The following is a 19492-nucleotide window of genomic DNA, read 5'->3' as shown; positions in this document are numbered from 1 at the left end:
GGATAATCATGAATATGCAACCGCAACGGGCGCCCGCACAGCCGCTGCTCTGCTGGCGCAAAGGCGTTTTTCATATCAGCACCGACCGGCAGTTGTTGGATATCGACGCGATCCAGCGTTTTCTCAGCCTGCCGGATCGGGCGGCGGCAGAGCGCCTGGCGCGCCACGGCCTGTGCTTCGGCCTGTATCGCAAACGCCACCAGCTCGGCTTCGCCCGCATGGTGACCGATTACGCCACCTTCGCCTCGGTGAGCGAACTGTTCGTCAGCGCCGAATACCGCGGCGTCGGGCTGGGAAGCTGGCTGACGCGCTGCTGCCTGGCGCATCCGGCGTTGCGCGGCCTGCGCGTCACGCTGCCCGCGCTGCAAGCGCCCTGGCGCGCCGACTGCGCGGCGCACGCCCCGCGCGCCCTTCACTGATAAGGAGACCCCATGTCTCGTTTGGTGCTGATTTCCAACAAGCAGTGCGACGGCAAGGATCTGGCCTGCGCCGGCCGGACGCTGGCGGCCGACGCCGAACCGGGGCTGTGGCTCGGCTGGAACGGCGACGTGCAGAATTTCGCGCAGCGCCCGATCCACTGCCGTCAAGACGCCGGTTACGATCAGGTGACCTTCCCGCTGTCGATCGAAGAGTTCCGCCGCCACTATCAGGGCTACTACCACGACGGCCTGTGGCCGGTGTTCCACAACCAGCCGGAGAAGGCGCACTTCACGCCGGAAAACTACCGCGCCTACCGGCAGCTGAATCGCCGTTTCGCCGATATCGCCTGCGAACACCTGTGCCCGGGCGACATCGTCTGCATCGACGATTACCAACTGCTGCCCTGCGCCCAGGCGCTGAAGGAACAGGGGCTGCTGAACGACTGCGCGTTCTTTTTCCATCTGCCGTTCCCGTCGGCGGCGCTGCTGCGGCGCATCCCGGAACATCGCCAGCTGATCGCTTCGCTGCTGTTCTACGATCTGATCGGCTTTACCACCACCGACGATCGCAACGCCTTTCTCAACTGCCTGGCGGCCGAGTTTCCGCTGGAGATGCTGCCCGACGACCAGATCCAGGCCAACGGGCATATTTTCGCCACCGGCATTTTCCCCGCCGGCATCAACGGCAGGCAGGTTTATTAATGTTACGGCGCGCGGTATTCAGGCGCGCCGTTTTATTTCGCCGCGATTTATTTTCACCGCATTTACCGCCATCAAAATAGGTTATTTTATTTTCTGAATATAGCGATTAAAAAATGAATATTCATCCTGTTACATATCAACCGTAAAAACCGCGCGCCGCCAATTGCTTTTTATTAGCAAAACACATTACCCTCTCCGTGCCATATTTAAACCGAGGAGGGCCCTATGGGCGATGAAAGTTTTAGTTTTACGCTAATGCTATTGGGCACCTTTCAGTAATGCCATCCACGTTGCATTCTGAAAGATACGGAATGCGGCAACCGCTCCCCTTCTGACGGCCTTTCCCGCTCTGCCTGCCCGCCCATCGCCTCGCTGCGAAAATAACGTTTGTCTCAACCGCTGTGGCGGTATTTATCTGATGTCGCCGGGCCTATTACCCGAGCGCCGACGGATTTCTTATGGGAAAAATAAGGTATTGCGTTATGCAAAATAACCGGGGTACATCTGTTTTCAGAAAGTCTTATTTAAATGACTTTATCGTTATCGCCATCGGCGTTTTCTTCATTGCCTTTTTTATTCGCGCGTGGGGCGACATGCACGGCGACTTCAATGAACAAAACGTCTCTGCCATTAGTCTCGATGCCTGGAACCTGCTTTATTATTCGCTCAGAACCAGCATGCGTTTTCTCCTCGGCATGGCCTGGTCGCTGCTGTTTTCTGTGGTGTTCGCCGTGCTGGCCGCGCGCTATGCGCCGCTGCGCCGGGTGATCCTGCCCTTCGTCAACTTTATGGAGTCGGTGCCGCTGGTGGGGTTCCTGACCTTCACGACCGTGTACTTTCTCAACCTCTACCCACACAGCGTGATGGGGCTGGAGTGCACCGCCATCTTCGCGGTGTTTACCGGCCAGGCCTGGAACATGATGCTGACGCTGTATCAGACGCTGCGCATCGTGCCCAAGGAGCTGGACGAAGCCGCCCGCAGCTTCAATTACAACCCGTGGCAACGTTTCTGGCGGCTGGAATTCATCTATTCGGTGCCGGGCCTGCTGTGGAACGCCATGGTGTCGCAATCCGCCGCCTGGTTCGCCCTGGTGGCCTCCGAAGCCATTCCGGTCGGCGATCGCTCGGTCGAACTGCCCGGCGTCGGCTCCTATATCGCCGAAGCGCTGGCGCAGCAGAACGTGCCGGCGATCCTGTATGCGATCGTCGCGCTGGCCGCCAACATCGTGCTGCTCGATCAGCTGGTTTTCCGCCCGCTGGTGCGTTACACCGCCCGCTTCAAATACGAAGACGTTACCGCCAATCGGGCGCTCGGCAATCCGTGGTTCTACAACAGTCTGGCCTTTTCGCACGTCGGCGCGGCGCTCGGCCGCACGCTGCGCGCGCTGGCTGATCTGTGGCTGTTCAAGCTGCCGCGGCTGTGGTACGCCCTCGGCCTGCACCGCCTGTTTCGCCTCGCCGCCAAAGGCAATTGGCTGTGGCGCAGCCTGTGGTATCTCGGCGTGGTGCTGGCCTGCGTCTGGTTCGGTTACCGGCTGTGGGAATACTTCCCCAAACAGTACTTCGCCATGCTGCCGGAGTGGATGCTGCTCACCACCGCGCGCGTGGCCGCGGCCATGCTGCTCAGCGTGGCGATCTTCACGCCGCTGGGGGTGTGGATCGGCCTGAATCCGCGCCTGGTGAAGATCTTCCAGCCGATCATCCAGATCCTGGCGGCCATTCCGCCCAACATTTTCTACCCGCTGATCGCCGCCTTCATCGCCATTTATCATCAGGATCTCGGTTGGTGGGCCATTCCGATGATCATGCTGGGCACCCAGTGGTACGTGTTGTTCAACGTGATCGCCGGCGTTTCCGCCATTCCGACGCAGATCACCGAGGTCAGCGAAACCTTCGGGCTGCGCCGTTTCCGCTGGTGGCGCTACTACATGCTGCCGGCGATCTTCCCCTACATCGTGACCGGCATCATCTCCGCCGCCGGCGGCGCCTGGAACAGCGCCATCGCCGCCGAAGTGATCCAATGGGGCAGCACCACCCTCAGCGCCACCGGGCTGGGCGCGTTCATTTCCGTCGTCACCGACGCCGGCAAGAACCCGGAGTCCGCACTGGGCTGCGCCGCGATGTGCGCGCTGGTGGCGCTGTGCATCATCTTCGTCTGGCAACCGCTGTATCGCATTGCGGAAACCAAATTCAAATATGACTGATCAAGGGGGAACAACATGCTGACTCAAGACGTGATTATCAGCGCCCGTCGATTGAACAAGACGTTTATCGGCGAAAACAAGCGCCCCACCCCCGTGCTGCGCGACGTGTCGCTGACCGTGCACGCCGGCGAGTTCGTCACCATTCTGGGGCAATCCGGTTCGGGTAAGTCCACGCTGCTGCGCATGCTGGCCGGGCTGATCCCGCCGGACAGCGGCACGCTCACCCTGGCGGGCAAACCGGTCTGCGGCCCGAGCGCCAACGCCGGCATGGTGTTTCAATCCTACGCGCTCTACCCCTGGCTGACGGTGTACGACAACATCGCCTTCGGCCTGCTGGCGCAAAAGCTGCCGCCGCAGACGATCGCCGAGCGGCTGGAGGCGCTGCTGCGCCTGGTGGGGCTGAGCGGCTATGAGCACGCCTGGCCGCGCGAGCTGTCGGGCGGCATGCGCCAACGGGTGGGCTTCGCCCGGGCGTTGGCGGTAGAGCCCGATGTCTTGCTGCTGGACGAGCCCTTCTCCGCCCTCGATATCTTTACCGCGCAAAAACTGCGCAGCGATCTGCTGGCGCTGTGGGGAGACAACCGGCTGCACACGCGCGCCATGGTGATGGTGACGCACGACGTCGAAGAGGCGGTGCTGATGTCCGATCGGGTGCTGATCCTGGACGCGACCAGCAAACGGATCGATGACGAATTCAGCATCAATATTCCCCGCGCGGCGCGCAACCGGGACAGCCTGCGGCACCTCACCGATCGGATCCGCAGCTGCCTGTACAAAAAAAACGCGCGGGCGCAACCGGCCGGATAAGGCCGCATTTTCGTTAACTCAGGGTAGTGAAATGAAACATAAAAGCTTACTGATGGCGCTGGTCATCCTGATGCCGGCGGCCGCCGCCGGGGCAGAAATCGTCAATAAAGACGGCAATAAACTGGATCTGTACGGTCAACTGAACGGGGTGCATTACTTCAGCAGCGATGCCGACAATAACGGCGATCGCTCCTACACCCGTTTCGGTTTCAAAGGCGAGACGCAGATCGCCGACGGGCTGACAGGGTATGGCCAATGGGAATATCAGGCGGGGCTCGATCAGCCGGAAAGCGCCGGGCCGGGCAATAGCTATACCCGGCTGGGCTTCGCCGGGCTGGCGTTCGGCCGCTGGGGCAGCCTGGACTACGGCCGCAACTACGGCCTGCTGTATGACGTGGCCGGCTGGACGGACGTGCTGCCCGAATTCGGCAACGACAGCTACGAAGCGGCCGACAACTTTATGACCGGCCGCGCCAACGGCCTGCTGACCTACCACAACCGCAGCCTGGGCGGGCTGTTGGACGGTCTGGATCTCGGCCTGCAATATCAGGGGAAGAATCGGGGGACGACGCTCTGCGGGCGAAGGATATTCAGACGCAAAACGGCGATGGCTACGCCTTTTCCGCCACCTACGACACCGGCGCGGGGCTAAACTTTGGCGCCGCCTACGCCAACTCTGCGCGCACCCTGGCGCAGCAGCGCTTCGGCCTGGCTGACGGCGATCGCGCCCGGGCCTGGACGCTGGGGCTGAAATACGATCTGGACAACCTCTACCTGGCGGCCAGCTATGCGCGCACCGAAAACATGACCTATGTCGACGGCGATCGCTACGCCGGCTTCGCCCCCGCGCGGACGCCGTCGAGGCGGTCGCGCAGTATCACTTCGATTCCGGCGTCACGCCCTCGGTGGCCTACCTGCAAACGCGCGGCCGTAACCTGCCCGGCATTGGCGACGCCGATCTGGTCAAATACCTGGATCTGGCGCTGAACTACAGCTTCAACGCCAATATGTCGACCTACGTGGAGTACAAGCTCAACCTGCTGCAACGGCAGAACGCCGTCGGCGCCGGCGCCGACGACATTGTCGAAACCGGCATCATGTATCAGTTCTGACCCGATACCGGCCGCAGCGCGCGCTGCGGCCGGTTCATTATTTGTCTCGCGCCCGCCCTGTTATTCTCTCGTTTAATTCAGGTTTATATTTCCATAAAATAGCGCCTATATTCACTCTCATGATTTTCGTTGACGCTCCGTTTAATAAATAAAGAAAAACTTTCCCGTATTCATATTAAATTACATTTTGCCGCGATAATTCCGCCTAACCACATTGAATCACAGGCAATATCACGCGTATTATGGCCACACGAAAAATAACGGGGAAATGATATGGACGGCGACAGTTGGTTGTTTATTTTATTGTTGGAATCGCTGAGGTCACAGGAGCAATAGTCATCCCATTGCATCCTGAAAGTGTCAGGATATGCGTCAGTTACCACATCCCTTCGCTTTACCCCTTCAGCGCATGGCCTCCGCGCACGCCGCTCCGGCGCGCCTGACAGGCTAATCCTTCCAGCATACGCTTATTAACAGTCCGATAACGCTCAGGCTTATTTGCGCTCGCATTTATTTTACCCCTGCGCGGCGATAACTATCGGCCATTTTTCCATGCTCATATTTTTAATTGAGTGGAGAAACATCATGATGGTAAAAAAAACCACGCTGCTGACGGTTAATAACGTCAGCAAAAGCGTTCAGCCTACCGGTAAAGAAAAACGCCTGGTGCTGAATGAAATCAACCTGCGCCTCTACGATAACGAGGTCGTCAGCATTTTGGGGCAGTCCGGCTCGGGCAAATCCACCCTGCTGCGCATACTTTCCGGCCTGATCGCGCCGGATCTGGGCACCGTGATGCTGGGGGATAAAAAAGTCTCGGGGCCGAATCCGCAGATCAACATGGTGTTCCAGACCTTCGCCATTTTCCCGTGGCTGAACGTCTACCAAAATATCGCCTTCGGGCTGCAGGCGCAGGATCTGCCGCCGCAGGTGGTCGAAACCCAGACGCTGAAAATGCTCAATCTGGTCGGGCTCGCGCCCTACCGCGACGCCTACCCGCGCGAGCTTTCCGGCGGCATGCGCCAGCGGGTCGGCTTTGCGCGCGCGCTGGCGGTAGAACCGATGCTGCTGTTGCTGGACGAACCGTTTTCCGCGCTGGACGTCTATACCGGCGAACACCTGCGCAGCGATCTGCTGCGCATCTGGAGCACGCACCAGATCAAAACCCGCTCCATCGTGCTGGTGACCCACAGCGTAGAGGAAGCGGTGATGATGTCTGATCGCATCCTCCTGCTGGGCGCCGGCACCCTCGACGGCTGCTATCACATCGCGCAGCGCCGCGAGACGCGCACCCGCGAGGGGATGCAGCCGCTGACGGACAAAATCAGCGAGACGCTCAGCCGGCAGATCGCCGCCGCGCACTGAGCGCCGCCCTGGCCTGGCGGGACGGATCCCGCCAACTTAACTACCTGTTTATCAAGAGTCACCCCGCCACGGGTGGCTCATGATAAGCGGATAATACATCGAGTTATTATCATGCATTTCATTCATACACTGCTGACGCTGCTGACCGCGTCCGTCCTGGGCGCCGCCATCGGCTACGAAAGACAATTCCGCCAGCGCACCGCCGGGCTGCGCACCAATACGCTGGTGGCCACCAGCGCGGCGATCTTCGTCCACCTGGCCATGACCATCGACGGCAGCGGCGGCGCGGTGCGCGTCATCTCCTACGTGGTCTCCGGCGTCGGCTTTCTCGGCGCCGGGGCCATCATGAAAGAAGGGATGAACATCCGCGGCCTGAACACCGCCGCCACGCTCTGGGGCTCCGCGGCGGTCGGCGCCTGCGCCGGCTGCGGCCTGTACGGCGATGCGCTGGCCGCCACGCTGTTCGTGCTCGCCGCCAACACCCTGCTGCGCCCGCTGGTCAATATGGTCAACAAACAGCCCTTCAATGACGTTAACGGCGAATCCACCTACCAGATTTGCGTCATTGCCTTCGAGCATGAACAGCGTGAAGCGCTGGCCAAATTCAAACAGGTGCTGCAAGGAGAAAACTGCTTTATCTCGCATCTGGATATCGAACCCTTTGGCGACGACGACGTGGAGATCACCGCCACGCTGATGCCGGCCTCCGTCACCACGCCGGTGCTCGACCAGACCATCAATAAACTGCTGAACGACAGCATGATGAAACAGGCCTATTACAGCCGCATCGCCGGCTCCGGCTAATGCCGTTCACTTCCAGGGAGATCCACCATGAAAACCATGCCAAAACTGGCTCATCTGACGATGTTCAAAGACATCGTTCACTGCGGAAGTTTGCACGATGCCGCGAAAAAACTGGCCGTCTCGCAACCGACGCTAAGCCGGGTGCTCAAAGAGCTGGAAATGTCCATCGGCGCGCGGTTGCTGGAGCGCAGCAACCGCGGCGTGCGCCTGACGGCGGTCGGCGAGCTGTTTTACCGGCGGATAGACGCCGCCACCAATCAGTTGCTCAGCGCGTTTGACGAGCTGCGCGGCATGAGCACCGGCGGCGAGAAGCGCCTGCGGGTGGGGATGAGCGTCGATCCGCTGCTGTGCTACCTGCCCCAGGTGCTCGAAGGCTTCAACCGCCGCTACCCGCATACCCGGGTGACGGTGGTGGAAGACGGCCCGGAAGGCCTGCTCGCCCGGCTGAGAAACTGCGAGCTGGATTTGGCGGTCAGCAGCCTGAACGGCGCGGCGGGCGGCGCCGATCTGGCCATGCAGGCGCTGAAGAGCGAGCGCTTCTCGCTCTATCAAGGGGGGACCTGACCGCCGCCGGGCAGCCGCCGGCCGAAGCCAAATGGGTGGTACCGCGCTCCTGCTCGGTGGGGCACGCCGCCATCCGCGAGATCGCCGAGCGTTACACGCCGCACGGCCAGATCGTCGAGACCGACTCCTTTCTGGCGACCTGGTGCCTGGTCAGGCAGCAGGGCTATATCGCGCTGCTGAGCGATCGGGTCGTCGCGCACTACGCCCCGCAGCTGCACCTGCAGAAAATCCCGACACAGGGGATCGACATCAGCGCGCGCTTTTATGTCTTTACCCGCCATGAGCCGGCCACGCCGCCGCTCAGCGCCGCCTTTATCCACCTGCTGCAAACCCTGCAAACGGGTTGAACGCTCAGGCCGCCGCCCGCTGGCGCTCCAGTTCGCGCACCAGCGGGATCACTTCACGGCCGAAGTACTCCACCTCTTCCTGGAAGTGCAGAAACGCCAGCAACAGCAGATCCACCCCGGCGTCTTTCAACGCGATGATGCGCTCGGCGATCTGCTGCGGCGTGCCGATCAGGTTGGTTTTAAAGCCGTCGTTATACTGCACCAAGTCTTCGAAGGTGGACTTGGCCCAGTTGCCCTCGCCCTCGGGCGAGGCCGCCCCGGCGTTCTTCACCTCGTGCCCGAAGCCCTGCACCGCCTCCGGGTTGGCGTGATCGATGATCTCCTGCAGCACCGCCTGCGCCGCCTGTTCGCTCTCGCGGGCGATGACAAAACCGTTCACCCCCACCTTCACCCGATGGTGATTGGCCTGCGCCTTGCTCTGGATGTCCTCCACCTGCCGGCGAATGCCCTCCACGCTGTTGCCGTTGGTGAAATACCAGTCCGAGACCCGCGCCGCCATGTCGCGCGCCGCGCGTGAGCTGCCGCCCTGGAAAATTTCCGGCAACGGCGCCAGCGGCTTCGGCTTCAGCGAGTAGTCGCGGAAACGGTAGAAATCGCCGGCGAAGGTGAAACTGGGCTCAGTCCAGATGCCGCGCAGGCAGCGGATAAACTCTTCCGAGCGCAGGTAGCGCTCCTCATGATCCAGCCACGGCTCGCCGATGGCCTTGAACTCGCCGCGGAACCAGCCGCTGACAATGTTCACCGCGATGCGCGCGTTGGAAAGATGGCTGATGGTGGCGATCTGTTTGGCCGCCAGCGTGGGGTTCCACGGCCCCGGCAGCAGTGCGGCGATCACTTTCAGCTTTTCGGTGGCGTCCAGCAGGGCCTGTGAGAACGACACCGACTCGTGCTGGTTCTCCGCGCCGTAACCGGCGGTGAAGCGGATCTGGGTAAGCGCGTAGTCGAAACCGGCGCGCTCGGCGATCTGCGCCAGCTTGCGGTTATAACCGATGTCCCAACCGGTGCGCTGCGGGATATTGCTGATCACCAGGCCGCCGGAAACGTTCGGCACCCAGTAGGCGAACTGAATCGGCTGCTGCGAGTGGTTTGCTGCTGACATGCTTCTCTCCCTCTGACCGTCGGCGCCGTTATGCGGCGCGCATATAACCATTATTGATTTCCAAATATTGAAAACCTTGTTTTGGTTATAAAACCGATAGCAGGATGCGTGCCAACCGCCACGTTAAGGCATCTGGCTGAAAAACCGGGCGTTTAAAGCCGACGGGTGCGGGCGGGTGCTGCATTGGCAACAGCGGCTGACGGGCGGCTGTTGGTTATGCAACAAACCGCTCACCCCGCCAATCCAACCGTTCACCCGGCGGATCTGACCGCTGACCGAAATACGCCTGTCTTCCCCCTAACCCCCGGCGATGATGAGCTGTTCCTAAACCCGCCTTACCTCGGGAAAGACGCTACGGCTCACCGCGCCACTCTGACATCTCTTACAAGCGGATGAGTTCATTCATATTTTGCAGACTGGAATTAAGGATACCTCATGAAACGAGAGGGGATTTTAAAGCACATTCCGTGGATGCTGCTGGGGATACTCGGCGCAGCCTGCCTCGGCGTGGTGGCGCTGCGCCGCGGCGAACACATCAGCGCGCTGTGGATCGTCGTCGCTTCGGTGGCGGTGTATCTGGTGGCCTACCGCTACTACAGCCTGTACATCGCCACCAGGGTGATGAAGCTGGACGCCAGCCGTGCCACCCCGGCGGTGGTCAACAACGACGGCCTCAACTACGTGCCGACCAACAAGAACGTGCTGTTCGGCCACCACTTCGCCGCCATCGCCGGCGCCGGGCCGCTGGTGGGGCCGGTGCTGGCCGCGCAGGTCGGCTACCTGCCCGGCACGCTGTGGCTGCTGGGCGGCGTAGTGCTGGCGGGGGCGGTGCAGGACTTTATGGTGCTGTTCATCTCCTCGCGCCGCAACGGCGCCTCGCTCGGTGAGATCATCAAAAAAGAGATGGGGCCGATACCGGGCACCATCGCGCTGTTCGGCTGCTTCCTGATCATGATCATCATCCTGGCGGTGCTGGCGCTGATCGTGGTGAAAGCGCTGGCGGAAAGCCCGTGGGGCGTGTTCACCGTCTGCTCCACCGTGCCGATCGCGCTGTTTATGGGCATCTACATGCGCTACCTGCGCCCCGGCCGCGTGGGTGAAGTGTCAATCATCGGCATCGTGCTGCTGGTGGCCGCCATCTGGTTCGGCGGCGTGGTGGCGCACGACCCGTACTGGGGCCCGGCGCTGACCTTTAAAGACACCACCATCACCTTCACGCTGATCGGCTACGCGTTCGTCTCCGCTCTGCTGCCGGTGTGGCTGATCCTGGCGCCGCGCGACTACCTGGCCACCTTCCTGAAAATCGGCGTGATCGTCGGGCTGGCGATCGGCATCGTGATCCTCAACCCCGAGCTGAAAATGCCGGCGGTGACCCAGTTCGTCGACGGCACCGGCCCGGTGTGGAAAGGCACCTTGTTCCCGTTCCTGTTCATCACCATCGCCTGCGGCGCGGTCTCCGGCTTCCACGCGCTGATCGCTTCCGGCACCACGCCGAAGCTGCTGGCCAATGAGACCGACGCGCGCTTTATCGGCTACGGCGCGATGCTGATGGAGTCCTTCGTCGCCATCATGGCGCTGGTGGCGGCTTCCATCATCGAGCCGGGCCTGTACTTCGCCATGAACACCCCGCCGGCGGCGCTGGGCATCACCATGCCGGATCTGCACCGCCTGGGCACCGAAGACGCGCCGATGATCATGGCTTCGCTGAAGGACGTGACCGTGCACGCGGCGGCGGCGGTCAGCTCCTGGGGCTTCGTCATCAGCCCGGAACAGATCCTGCAGACCGCCACCGACATCGGCGAACCTTCGGTGCTGAACCGCGCCGGCGGCGCGCCAACGCTGGCGGTGGGCATCGCCCACGTGTTCCACCAGATCATTCCGGGCGCCAACATGGGCTTCTGGTATCACTTCGGCATTCTGTTCGAGGCGCTGTTCATCCTGACCGCACTGGACGCCGGCACCCGCTCCGGCCGCTTTATGCTGCAGGATCTGCTCGGCAACTTCGTGCCGTTCCTGAAGAAAACCGACTCGCTGGTGGCCGGCATCATCGGCACCGCCGGCTGCGTCGGGCTGTGGGGCTACCTGCTGTATCAGGGCGTGGTGGATCCGCTCGGCGGCGTGAAGAGCCTGTGGCCGCTGTTTGGCATCTCCAACCAGATGCTGGCCGCCGTGGCGCTGGTGCTGGGCACCGTGGTGCTGATTAAGATGAAGCGCGCGCAATACATCTGGGTGACCGTGCTGCCGGCGGTGTGGCTGCTGATCTGCACCACCTATGCGCTGGGCCTGAAGCTGTTCAGCGATAACCCGCAGCTGGAAGGCTTCTTCTTCCTGGCCGGCGAATACAAACGCAAGATCGCCGAGGGCGGCGCCGAGCTGAGCGCCCAGCAGATCGCCAACATGAACCACATCGTGGTGAACAACTACACCAACGCCGGGCTGAGCATTCTGTTCCTGCTGGTGGTGTACAGCATCATCTTCTACGGGGTGAAAACCGCGATGGCGGCGCACAAGAACCCGAAACGCACCGACCAGGAAACGCCTTACGTGCCGGAGCCGCAGGCCGCGCCCGCCGACGGCGTAACTGAGGGGGAGGTCAAAGTTTCGACCCAGCATTGATGTGATTTAACGGATACCCTGCATAATAAACGTTAAGTAGTACCCAAAGCCGCACGGCCTGCGTATCGCAAGGTGCCAGCCGTGCGGCGCGATGCAATCGAGATACCCGGGGCGACCCGGAGGTGGGGCATCCCTGCGGGAACCCCATCCCCCGGCTTCCCCTAATATCAGGCTAAAGCAAGCGCTGTAGTGATGCAGGGTAAAGTTGGAGAAGGCTTATGTTCGGAAATCTCGGCCAGGCGGGGAAGTACCTCGGGCAGGCGGCGCGCATGTTGGTGGGCGTGCCTGACTACGATACCTACGTCCAGCACATGAAAGACAACCACCCGGACAAGCCGGTGATGACCTATAAAGAATTTTTCCGCGAGCGCCAGCAAGCGCGCTACGGCGGCGACGGCAAAGGCGGCATGCGCTGCTGTTAACCCGCAGTCACAAGGACCCGTATGAAACCCATCGCAGTCACCATCCTGACCGGCTTTTTGGGCGCCGGCAAAACCACCCTGCTGCGCCACATCCTGAACGCCGAACACGGCTATAAAATCGCGGTCATCGAGAATGAGTTCGGCGAAGTGCCGATCGACGACGCGCTGATCGGCGATCGCGCCAGCCGCATCACCACTCTGAGCAACGGCTGCATCTGCTGCAGCAAGTCCAACGAACTGGCGGACGCGCTGCTGGATCTGCTGGACGGCGTCGACAGCGGCCAGCTGGCGTTCGATCGGCTGATCATCGAATGCACCGGCATGGCCGATCCCGGCCCGATTACCCAGACCTTTTTCTCGCACGAAATCCTGTGCGAGCGCTTCCTGCTGGACGGCATCATCACCCTGGTGGACGCGGCGCATGCCGAGCAGCAGCTGAGCCAGTTCAGCATCGCCCAGGCGCAGGTGGGCTACGCCGACCGCATCCTGTTGACCAAAACCGACGTGGCGCCGGACTGGGAGGCGCTGATCCAGCGGCTGCAGCGGATGAACGCCCGCGCGCCGGTCTACAAGGTCACGCACGGCGATATCGATCTGAGCGTGCTGTTCGACATCGAAGGCTTCACGCTGAACGACAAGCTGAACCTGACGCCAGCCACCCCGCTGTTCCGCCGTATCCCGCAGCCACAGAGCGACATCCGCTCAATTGTCGTGACGCTGGAGCGCCCGCTGCCGCTGATGCAAATCTCCGACGTGATGGAAGGCCTGCTGCTGGAATACGCCGACAACCTGCTGCGCTACAAAGGCATTCTGTCTATAGAAGACGAACCGCGCCGCCTGCTGTTCCAGGGCGTGCAGCGGCTGTATAACGCCGACTGGGATCGGGAATGGCTGCCTGAGGAAGAGCGCAAGAGCACGCTGGTGTTTATCGGGGTGGATCTGCCGGAGGAGGAGATTCGGGAGCGGCTGCGTTGAGCCAGGAGAAGTGAACGCCATCGGATAGCGCTGGATGGGGGAAGTCAAAACGGCGGCAACCCGCAACGGGTTGCCTGACCGAAAACGTTATCTTTTGGCGAACGATTTAAGGAACCGCAGGTTCCTCACCAGCACAACGGCCAGCATGACGCCCCAATAGACAAACAGCTCGTATTTCATTTTCTCGCCCGCCAGCGCGGAAGCCGACGCCCCCGCCAGACACAGGAAAGTGAAGAAATACATTTCAAAACGCGGCATGGTCTTCCAACTGATAATCGAGAACTCCGTTCTCAGGATCAGGAATGCCCAGAAGGCCAGGCAGGTGCTGACCGCCGCGCCACCGGCGCCGAAACGAGGCACCAGCAGTGCGTTGGCCGCCACGTTGATAATCAACGCGATCAAGGAAGCCAGCATGGTGTAACCGGTCTTTCTGCTCAGGCCGATGCCGACCGCCGTCGTTTCCGACAGCGTGAATAGCAAAGGGAAACCCAGGCTCGCAACCAGAATGTATTTCACATTCAAGTAGTTAGCGGGCAAGACAAAGTCAACCAGCCAGGAAAATAGCCCCCCAGACTGAACAGGCAAACCACGGCAATCAGCATGCACTGCGTGACCTTGTTGATCATCTGCTGCTCGCCGCCCTCGTTGGATTCCGCCAGCTTGTAGACCATCGGCGCCCAAACGGTAGAAAATACGCTTTGCAGAATGCTCGCCACGCCGGCGAAGCTGACCGCCACCGAGAAGATAGCCAACTGTTCAAAGCCGGAATAGGCTCGCACGAACATCCGATCGATGGTGGTTAGCCCCCAAAACGCCAGCCCGCCCAAAATCAGCGGATAGCCGAACTTGAGCATCGCTTTCAGTTTGCCGGCGTCCAGCGAACTGCGCAGCGCGGCGATCCAATCCGCCCGGGAAGACCACATCAGCATCAGCGACACCGCGATAAAACCGACGGCGTTCGCCACCACCAGCTGCATCAGCGTATGCTGGGTGAACAGGACATAGCACAGGCCGATAACGATCAGCGTCATCAGCTTGGGCATCAGTTGGCTGAGCGAAAACGCCATCCCCTTCTCCTGCATCCTGAGTATCAGGGACAGGAAACGGTTGATGAACGAAGCCAACAGAATCAGCATGACAAGCCAGCTTATCGCCGGGTCTTTCTGTTCGAACAGCAACGCGGACAAACTGCCGGGGAACAGCAGGAACACGGCGCTGATGATGACGATCATCAGCAAGCCGGGGAAAGCAACGTTCTTCAACAGCTGCCCGCGATCGGATTCGCCGTGGTATTCCCGAACGTAAGCCTGATCGAGTCCCAAACTGAAAAACAGCACGCAGAAAGACACGGCCACGTTCAGCATGCTGATTCGGCCTACGTCGTCCGCCGAAAACAGCCAGGTGATCACCGGCAGGGTCAACAATCCCAGCGCGGCATTACCGATCGGCCCGATAGCGAACGCCAGGATCTTGCGGGCGTTCACTCAAAGAACCTCACTACGCTTTCAATGACTTTATTCAGATCGGCATCGCTCATTTTGTAGTACAGCGGCAAGCGAACCAGTCTCTCGCTTTCGCGGGTGGTGTAGTTGTCTTCGCCGATGAAGGTGCCGAAGACCTTGCCCGCCGGCGCCGAGTGCAGCGGAATATAATGGAACACCGCCATGACGCCACAGGCCTTCAGGTGAGCGATGAACTGCGTTCTTTGCTCGATATCCTTCAGCTTCACATAGAACATATGCGCATTATGCTCGCAGTCCGCCGGGATGGTCGGCAACGTCAGCAGCCCTTTCTCCGCCAGCGGCGCAAAGCTCGCATAGTACTTGTGCCAGGTCGCCAGGCGGTTATCGTTGATCTCATCGGCCAGTTCCAACTGCCCCCACAGGCAAGCCGACTGCAGTTCGCCCGGCAGGAAGCTGCTGCCGAAATCGACCCAGGTATACTTGTCTACCTGGCCGCGCAGGAACTGGCTGCGATCGGTGCCCTTCTCACGCAGAATTTCGGCGCGTTTGATAAAGCGTTCGTCATTGATCACCAACGCGCCGCCTTCACCGCCGCTGGTGTAGTTTTTGGTTTCATGGAAGCTGAAAGCCGCCAGATGGCCTTTAACGCCGACGAAATCGCCTTTGTATTTGCTCATGACGCCCTGCGCGGCGTCTTCAACCACCAGCAGGTTATGTTGGTCGGCCAGGCGCATGATCGCATCCATATCGCAGGAGACGCCGGCATAATGCACGGGCACGATGGCTTTGGTTTTATCGGTGATCGCCGCAGCCACCAGCGCTGCATCCATATTCATGGTTTCAGGATGGATATCGACGAATTTGATTTTTGCGCCGCGCAACACGAAGGCATTGGCGGTGCTGACGAAGGTGTAGCTTGGCATGATAACTTCGTCGCCCGGCTGGATATCGACCAGCAGCGCGGCGATCTCCAGCGCGGCGGTGCAAGACGGGGTCAACAGCGCGTGTTTGCACCCCAGCTTGTTTTCAAACCATTGCTGGCACTGTTTGCCGAACGGGCCATCGCCCGACAGTTTCCCATTCTCCAACGCCGCATTGATATATTGAATTTCGTTGCCGGTTACCGGTGGTTTGTTGAACGGTATCATGTTATCCCTTGTTGTCGATTCTGAATGCATGCCGAGGCGGTGAGCCGTGCGGCATCAGGAAGTAAAGACGGCCTTTAACTGCGCGGTCAGGTTCTCAGCGGAGAAATAGGCTTCGATTTTTTGCTCGTTGTCATCCTTTTCCGCCGCGCTCAAGCTGCGTAGCGAAAACGTTTGAAGATCCAATACCTGGATACCCTTTTCCTGAAAGAAATCCCACTGCGTGGTGCCCGGATTCAAGAACACCGTTTTTTTCAGCCCCAGCAGGGAAATGGTGTTGCCCATCGCCTGCTGGCGATGGTGATTGAACACCGCGATATCCACTTTCCCCAGCAGCGCCAGGTAGTGCTGGAAAGGCATAAAGTCGGTCAAGGGGACAAACTTCTCGCCAAAGCGCCGCGTGCCTTCGGCCACCACTTCTGCCGCATAGCGTTTATTGCCGTAGGAGAGCGGCACGACCAGTTCGATATTCTCGTTTTTGTAGGTTTCCAAAACGTCGAACGCGGCAAAATGATTATTGGTCGGATCGGCGGAATTACCCAGCAAAATGGTGGTTTTATCGTCCGCGTCCGCCGCACGTTCGCCGATGACGTTTTTCTTGTATACGTTACTGGTATACAGCAGGCACTCATGCCACCGGCCGGCGCAGCCGTACCACTTTTTAGCCAGCTCGTAATCGCCCTTGATGTAAGTGACAAAGTTGCCCATACGCTTGATGGCCGGGCGGCGGAGCAGCTCCGTCAGGCGCCATTTGAAGTTGCGCTTGCCAATTTGGTATTGGTAGAGATCGCCGCCCCACATGAACCAATAGCATTTCTTTAATACCCAGGGGGTCAACAGCAGCAGCAGCGCCATCTTGATGCCGTGGAAGCTGTGCAGAATCACCCGGTCGTGGCGTTGAATGGCCTTCATCAACTTCAGGGTCGGCTTGACGTTGCCGAACAGATCTGCCCCGAGATAATGAACGTTATCCGCCTGCGGCAAAGCGAAACGCGCCTTATCGCCGTAAACCCAAAAGGTGTGCTCATCGGGATCGAATTTCTCATTCACAAATTCAATGAATGAAGGGATGAATTTATCCAGAGGACAAATATGTACAGTGCTCATATCCGCTCTATATGCAGGTTCGTCCAGCGCCCCGCCGCGCGCCGGATGTTCGGAGCACGACGGGCCGGGCCGGGGTTATTTTTCCGCGATCAGCTGCGACAGATACTGGCCATACAGCGTTTTGCCGAGCAGCTTGGCTTCGGCGGCCAGCTGCTCGCGCGTCAACCAGCCTTTTCGGTAGGCGATCTCTTCCAGACAAGCGACCTTGAAGCCCTGACGCTTCTCAATGGTATGTATAAACTGAGAGGCTTCGATCAGACTGTCGTGCGTGCCGGTATCCAGCCAGGCGAAACCGCGCCCCAGCAGCTCGACGTTCAGCGTGCCGCGCTCCAGATACATCTGGTTGAGAGTGGTGATTTCCAGCTCGCCGCGCGCCGACGGCTTCACCTGCTTGGCCATCTCGACCACGTGATGGTCATAGAAATAAAGCCCGGTGACCGCCCAGTTGGATTTCGGCACGGCCGGTTTTTCTTCCAGCGACAACGCGCGGAAGTTATCGTCGAACTCCACCACGCCGAAACGTTCAGGATCCATCACCTGATAGCCGAAGACGGTCGCCCCTTCGCTGCGCTTCACCACCGACTCCAGCTTGTTGCCGAAGCCCTGGCCGAAGTGAATGTTGTCGCCGAGCACCAGCGCGCAGCTGTCGCCGCCGATGAACGCTTCGCCAATGAGGAAGGCCTGCGCCAGGCCGTCCGGGCTCGGCTGGATTTCATAACTCAGATTGATGCCGAAACGGCTGCCGTCGCCCAGCAAGCGCTTGAAGGAGGGCATATCTTCCGGGGTGGAGATGATCAGGATATCCCGGATCCCCGCCAGCATCAGCACGGAGATCGGATAATAGACCATCGGCTTATCGTAAATCGGCAACAGCTGCTTGGAAACGCCGCGCGTGATGGGGTAGAGACGCGTGCCGGAACCGCCCGCTAAAACAATGCCTTTCATACTTCTTCCTTAAAAATCGATTAACGGGTCAAACCCAGACGCTCGCCAGCATAGGAGCCGTCTTTCACCCGGCGCCACCAGGTCTCATTCGCCAGATACCATTCCACGGTTTTGCGAATGCCGCTTTCAAAGGTCTCCTGCGGCTTCCACCCCAACTCCGCATCGATTTTGGCGGCGTCGATCGCATAGCGCATATCGTGCCCAGGGCGGTCGGTGACAAAGGTGATGAGATCCGCATAATGCGCGATGTCGCCCGGTTTGTTCGGCACCAGCTCATCCAACAGCGCGCAAATGGTTTGCACCACTTCGATATTTTTGCGCTCGTTATGGCCGCCGATGTTATAGGTTTCGCCCACCGCGCCTTCAGTGACCACCTTATACAGCGCCCGCGCGTGGTCCTCGACGTACAGCCAGTCGCGCACCTGGGCGCCGTTGCCGTATACCGGCAGCGGCTTGCCTTCCAACGCGTTCAGGATCGTCAACGGGATCAGCTTTTCCGGGAAATGGTAAGGACCGTAGTTGTTCGAACAGTTGGTGACGACGGTCGGTAAACCGTAGGTGCGCAACCAGGCGCGCACCAGGTGATCGCTGGCGGCTTTGGAGGCGGAATACGGGCTGCTTGGCGCATACGGCGTGGTTTCGGTAAACAGATCGTCGGTGCCGTGCAGATCGCCATACACCTCGTCGGTGGAGATGTGATGGAAGCGGAACGCCTGCTTGCGCTCGGCGTCCAGGGCGTGCCAATACTGGCGAGCCGCCTCCAGTAAGGTGTAGGTGCCGACGATGTTGGTTTCGATAAAGGCGGCCGGGCCGTCAATAGAACGATCGACGTGGCTTTCGGCGGCCAGGTGCATCACCGCATCGGGTTGGAAGGCGGCGAACACGCGATCCAACGCCTGACGGTCGCAGATATCGACCTGCTCGAAGGTGTAACGATCGCTATCGGCGATCGGCGCCAGGGATTCGAGGTTGCCGGCATAGGTCAGGCTATCCAGCACCAAAATGTGATCAGCGGTATCATTGATAATATGGCGGGCAACGGCCGAGCCAATAAACCCGGCGCCGCCGGTAACGATAATTTTCATAGAATCCTCTAAAATACGCCGTGGTCATTTCATCGCCACATTGTTTTACATGCGCATAAAACGGCTAAAGGCCTTGTCGTGGGTAAACACCCTGCCGACCATCGAATCACAGCATTCCCCCAATCCCGCCGCGAGCAAGCCCCTAAAACCAACAGAGCTGCATCGCAGCTCTGTTGGTTTTAGGTCGGCACGCAACCGTCGTGTTCGGGTATCGCCGCCGGAAACGCCGGACGGCTACGCTACCGCCCTTGGCTCACAGACGCCAATCTCTGGTGGTCGCTCGGGTATTGCCGCCGGACGGCGACACGCTC

16 protein-coding genes and 2 pseudogenes are annotated in these 19492 nt (G+C 60.0%); 11 read left to right on the top strand and 7 right to left on the bottom strand.

The window, feature by feature from the left end:
* The first annotated feature begins 8 nt into the window (after nt 1-8).
* From SERRSCBI_RS02610 to SERRSCBI_RS25315, 8 genes and pseudogenes are all read left to right on the top strand, one after another.
* Entirely contained in the window at nt 9-419 is a 411-nt protein-coding gene (locus tag SERRSCBI_RS02610) for a GNAT family N-acetyltransferase (RefSeq protein WP_042783609.1), read from the top strand.
* A 12-nt stretch (nt 420-431) separates the two neighbouring features.
* On the top strand, nt 432-1121 hold the full coding sequence (locus SERRSCBI_RS02605) for a trehalose-6-phosphate synthase (protein ID WP_033651401.1): 690 nt from the start codon (nt 432-434) through the stop codon (nt 1119-1121).
* Between the two features lie 482 nt (nt 1122-1603).
* Nucleotides 1604-3325 (top strand): ABC transporter permease subunit, encoded by a 1722-nt coding sequence (locus SERRSCBI_RS02600; protein WP_033641724.1) that lies wholly within the window; start codon nt 1604-1606, stop codon nt 3323-3325.
* Nucleotides 3326-3340: 15 nt separating this feature from the next.
* Complete coding sequence (locus tag SERRSCBI_RS02595; protein WP_042783608.1) at nt 3341-4132, top strand: ABC transporter ATP-binding protein; 792 nt, start codon at nt 3341-3343, stop codon at nt 4130-4132.
* Between the two features lie 31 nt (nt 4133-4163).
* Nucleotides 4164-5244 (top strand): annotated as a pseudogene (locus tag SERRSCBI_RS02590) (porin).
* 585 nt (nt 5245-5829) lie between these two features.
* Nucleotides 5830-6609: an ABC transporter ATP-binding protein gene (locus tag SERRSCBI_RS02585; RefSeq protein ID WP_042783607.1), complete on the top strand. Its 780-nt coding sequence runs from the start codon at nt 5830-5832 to the stop codon at nt 6607-6609.
* A gap of 111 nt (nt 6610-6720) precedes the next feature.
* Nucleotides 6721-7413, top strand: coding sequence for an MgtC/SapB family protein (locus SERRSCBI_RS02580; RefSeq protein ID WP_019453282.1), 693 nt, complete (start codon nt 6721-6723; stop codon nt 7411-7413).
* Nucleotides 7414-7440: 27 nt separating this feature from the next.
* A pseudogene (locus SERRSCBI_RS25315) lies at nt 7441-8324 on the top strand (LysR family transcriptional regulator).
* Between the two features lie 4 nt (nt 8325-8328).
* Here the strand turns inward: SERRSCBI_RS25315 and sfnG are convergent.
* A complete protein-coding gene (sfnG, locus tag SERRSCBI_RS02565; RefSeq protein ID WP_025305137.1) occupies nt 8329-9423 on the bottom strand; it encodes a dimethylsulfone monooxygenase SfnG in 1095 nt (364 codons plus the stop codon).
* Between the two features lie 435 nt (nt 9424-9858).
* On the opposite strand from sfnG, the gene SERRSCBI_RS02560 reads away from it, so the two are divergent.
* The 3 genes from SERRSCBI_RS02560 (at nt 9859) to yjiA (ending at nt 13436) form a co-directional block, all read left to right on the top strand.
* Nucleotides 9859-12039, top strand: coding sequence for a carbon starvation CstA family protein (locus SERRSCBI_RS02560; protein WP_042783603.1), 2181 nt, complete (start codon nt 9859-9861; stop codon nt 12037-12039).
* Nucleotides 12040-12257: 218 nt separating this feature from the next.
* The gene (locus SERRSCBI_RS02555) at nt 12258-12461 is read left to right on the top strand and encodes a YbdD/YjiX family protein (protein WP_004953088.1); all 204 of its coding nucleotides are present in this window, start codon (nt 12258-12260) and stop codon (nt 12459-12461) included.
* 21 nt (nt 12462-12482) lie between these two features.
* Nucleotides 12483-13436, top strand: a complete 954-nt coding sequence (gene yjiA, locus SERRSCBI_RS02550; protein ID WP_042783602.1) for a GTPase — start codon at nt 12483-12485, stop codon at nt 13434-13436.
* A gap of 87 nt (nt 13437-13523) precedes the next feature.
* Here yjiA and SERRSCBI_RS24985 read toward each other — a convergent pair whose 3' ends face one another.
* From SERRSCBI_RS24985 to rffG, 6 genes are all read right to left on the bottom strand, one after another.
* The gene (locus SERRSCBI_RS24985) at nt 13524-13916 is read right to left on the bottom strand and encodes a polysaccharide biosynthesis C-terminal domain-containing protein (RefSeq protein ID WP_232230737.1); all 393 of its coding nucleotides are present in this window, start codon (nt 13914-13916) and stop codon (nt 13524-13526) included.
* Nucleotides 13917-13954: 38 nt separating this feature from the next.
* Nucleotides 13955-14920 (bottom strand): oligosaccharide flippase family protein, encoded by a 966-nt coding sequence (locus tag SERRSCBI_RS02545; protein ID WP_232230736.1) that lies wholly within the window; start codon nt 14918-14920, stop codon nt 13955-13957.
* Entirely contained in the window at nt 14917-16047 is a 1131-nt protein-coding gene (rffA, locus tag SERRSCBI_RS02540) for a dTDP-4-amino-4,6-dideoxygalactose transaminase (protein ID WP_033651409.1), read from the bottom strand. The genes SERRSCBI_RS02545 and rffA overlap by 4 nt, the downstream gene beginning before the upstream one ends.
* A 54-nt stretch (nt 16048-16101) precedes the next feature.
* Complete coding sequence (locus SERRSCBI_RS02535; protein WP_042783601.1) at nt 16102-17151, bottom strand: TDP-N-acetylfucosamine:lipid II N-acetylfucosaminyltransferase; 1050 nt, start codon at nt 17149-17151, stop codon at nt 16102-16104.
* 75 nt (nt 17152-17226) lie between these two features.
* Nucleotides 17227-18096, bottom strand: coding sequence for a glucose-1-phosphate thymidylyltransferase RfbA (gene rfbA / locus SERRSCBI_RS02530; RefSeq protein WP_033651411.1), 870 nt, complete (start codon nt 18094-18096; stop codon nt 17227-17229).
* Between the two features lie 20 nt (nt 18097-18116).
* Nucleotides 18117-19181, bottom strand: a complete 1065-nt coding sequence (gene rffG / locus SERRSCBI_RS02525; protein ID WP_042783600.1) for a dTDP-glucose 4,6-dehydratase — start codon at nt 19179-19181, stop codon at nt 18117-18119.
* Nucleotides 19182-19492 lie beyond the last annotated feature (311 nt).

It is taken from the genome of Serratia sp. SCBI, from assembly GCF_000747565.1.
GTDB lineage: Bacteria > Pseudomonadota > Gammaproteobacteria > Enterobacterales > Enterobacteriaceae > Serratia > Serratia ureilytica.
The sequence above is the reverse complement of the archived record's forward strand: the minus strand, read 5'-3'. Positions and strand labels throughout refer to the sequence as shown.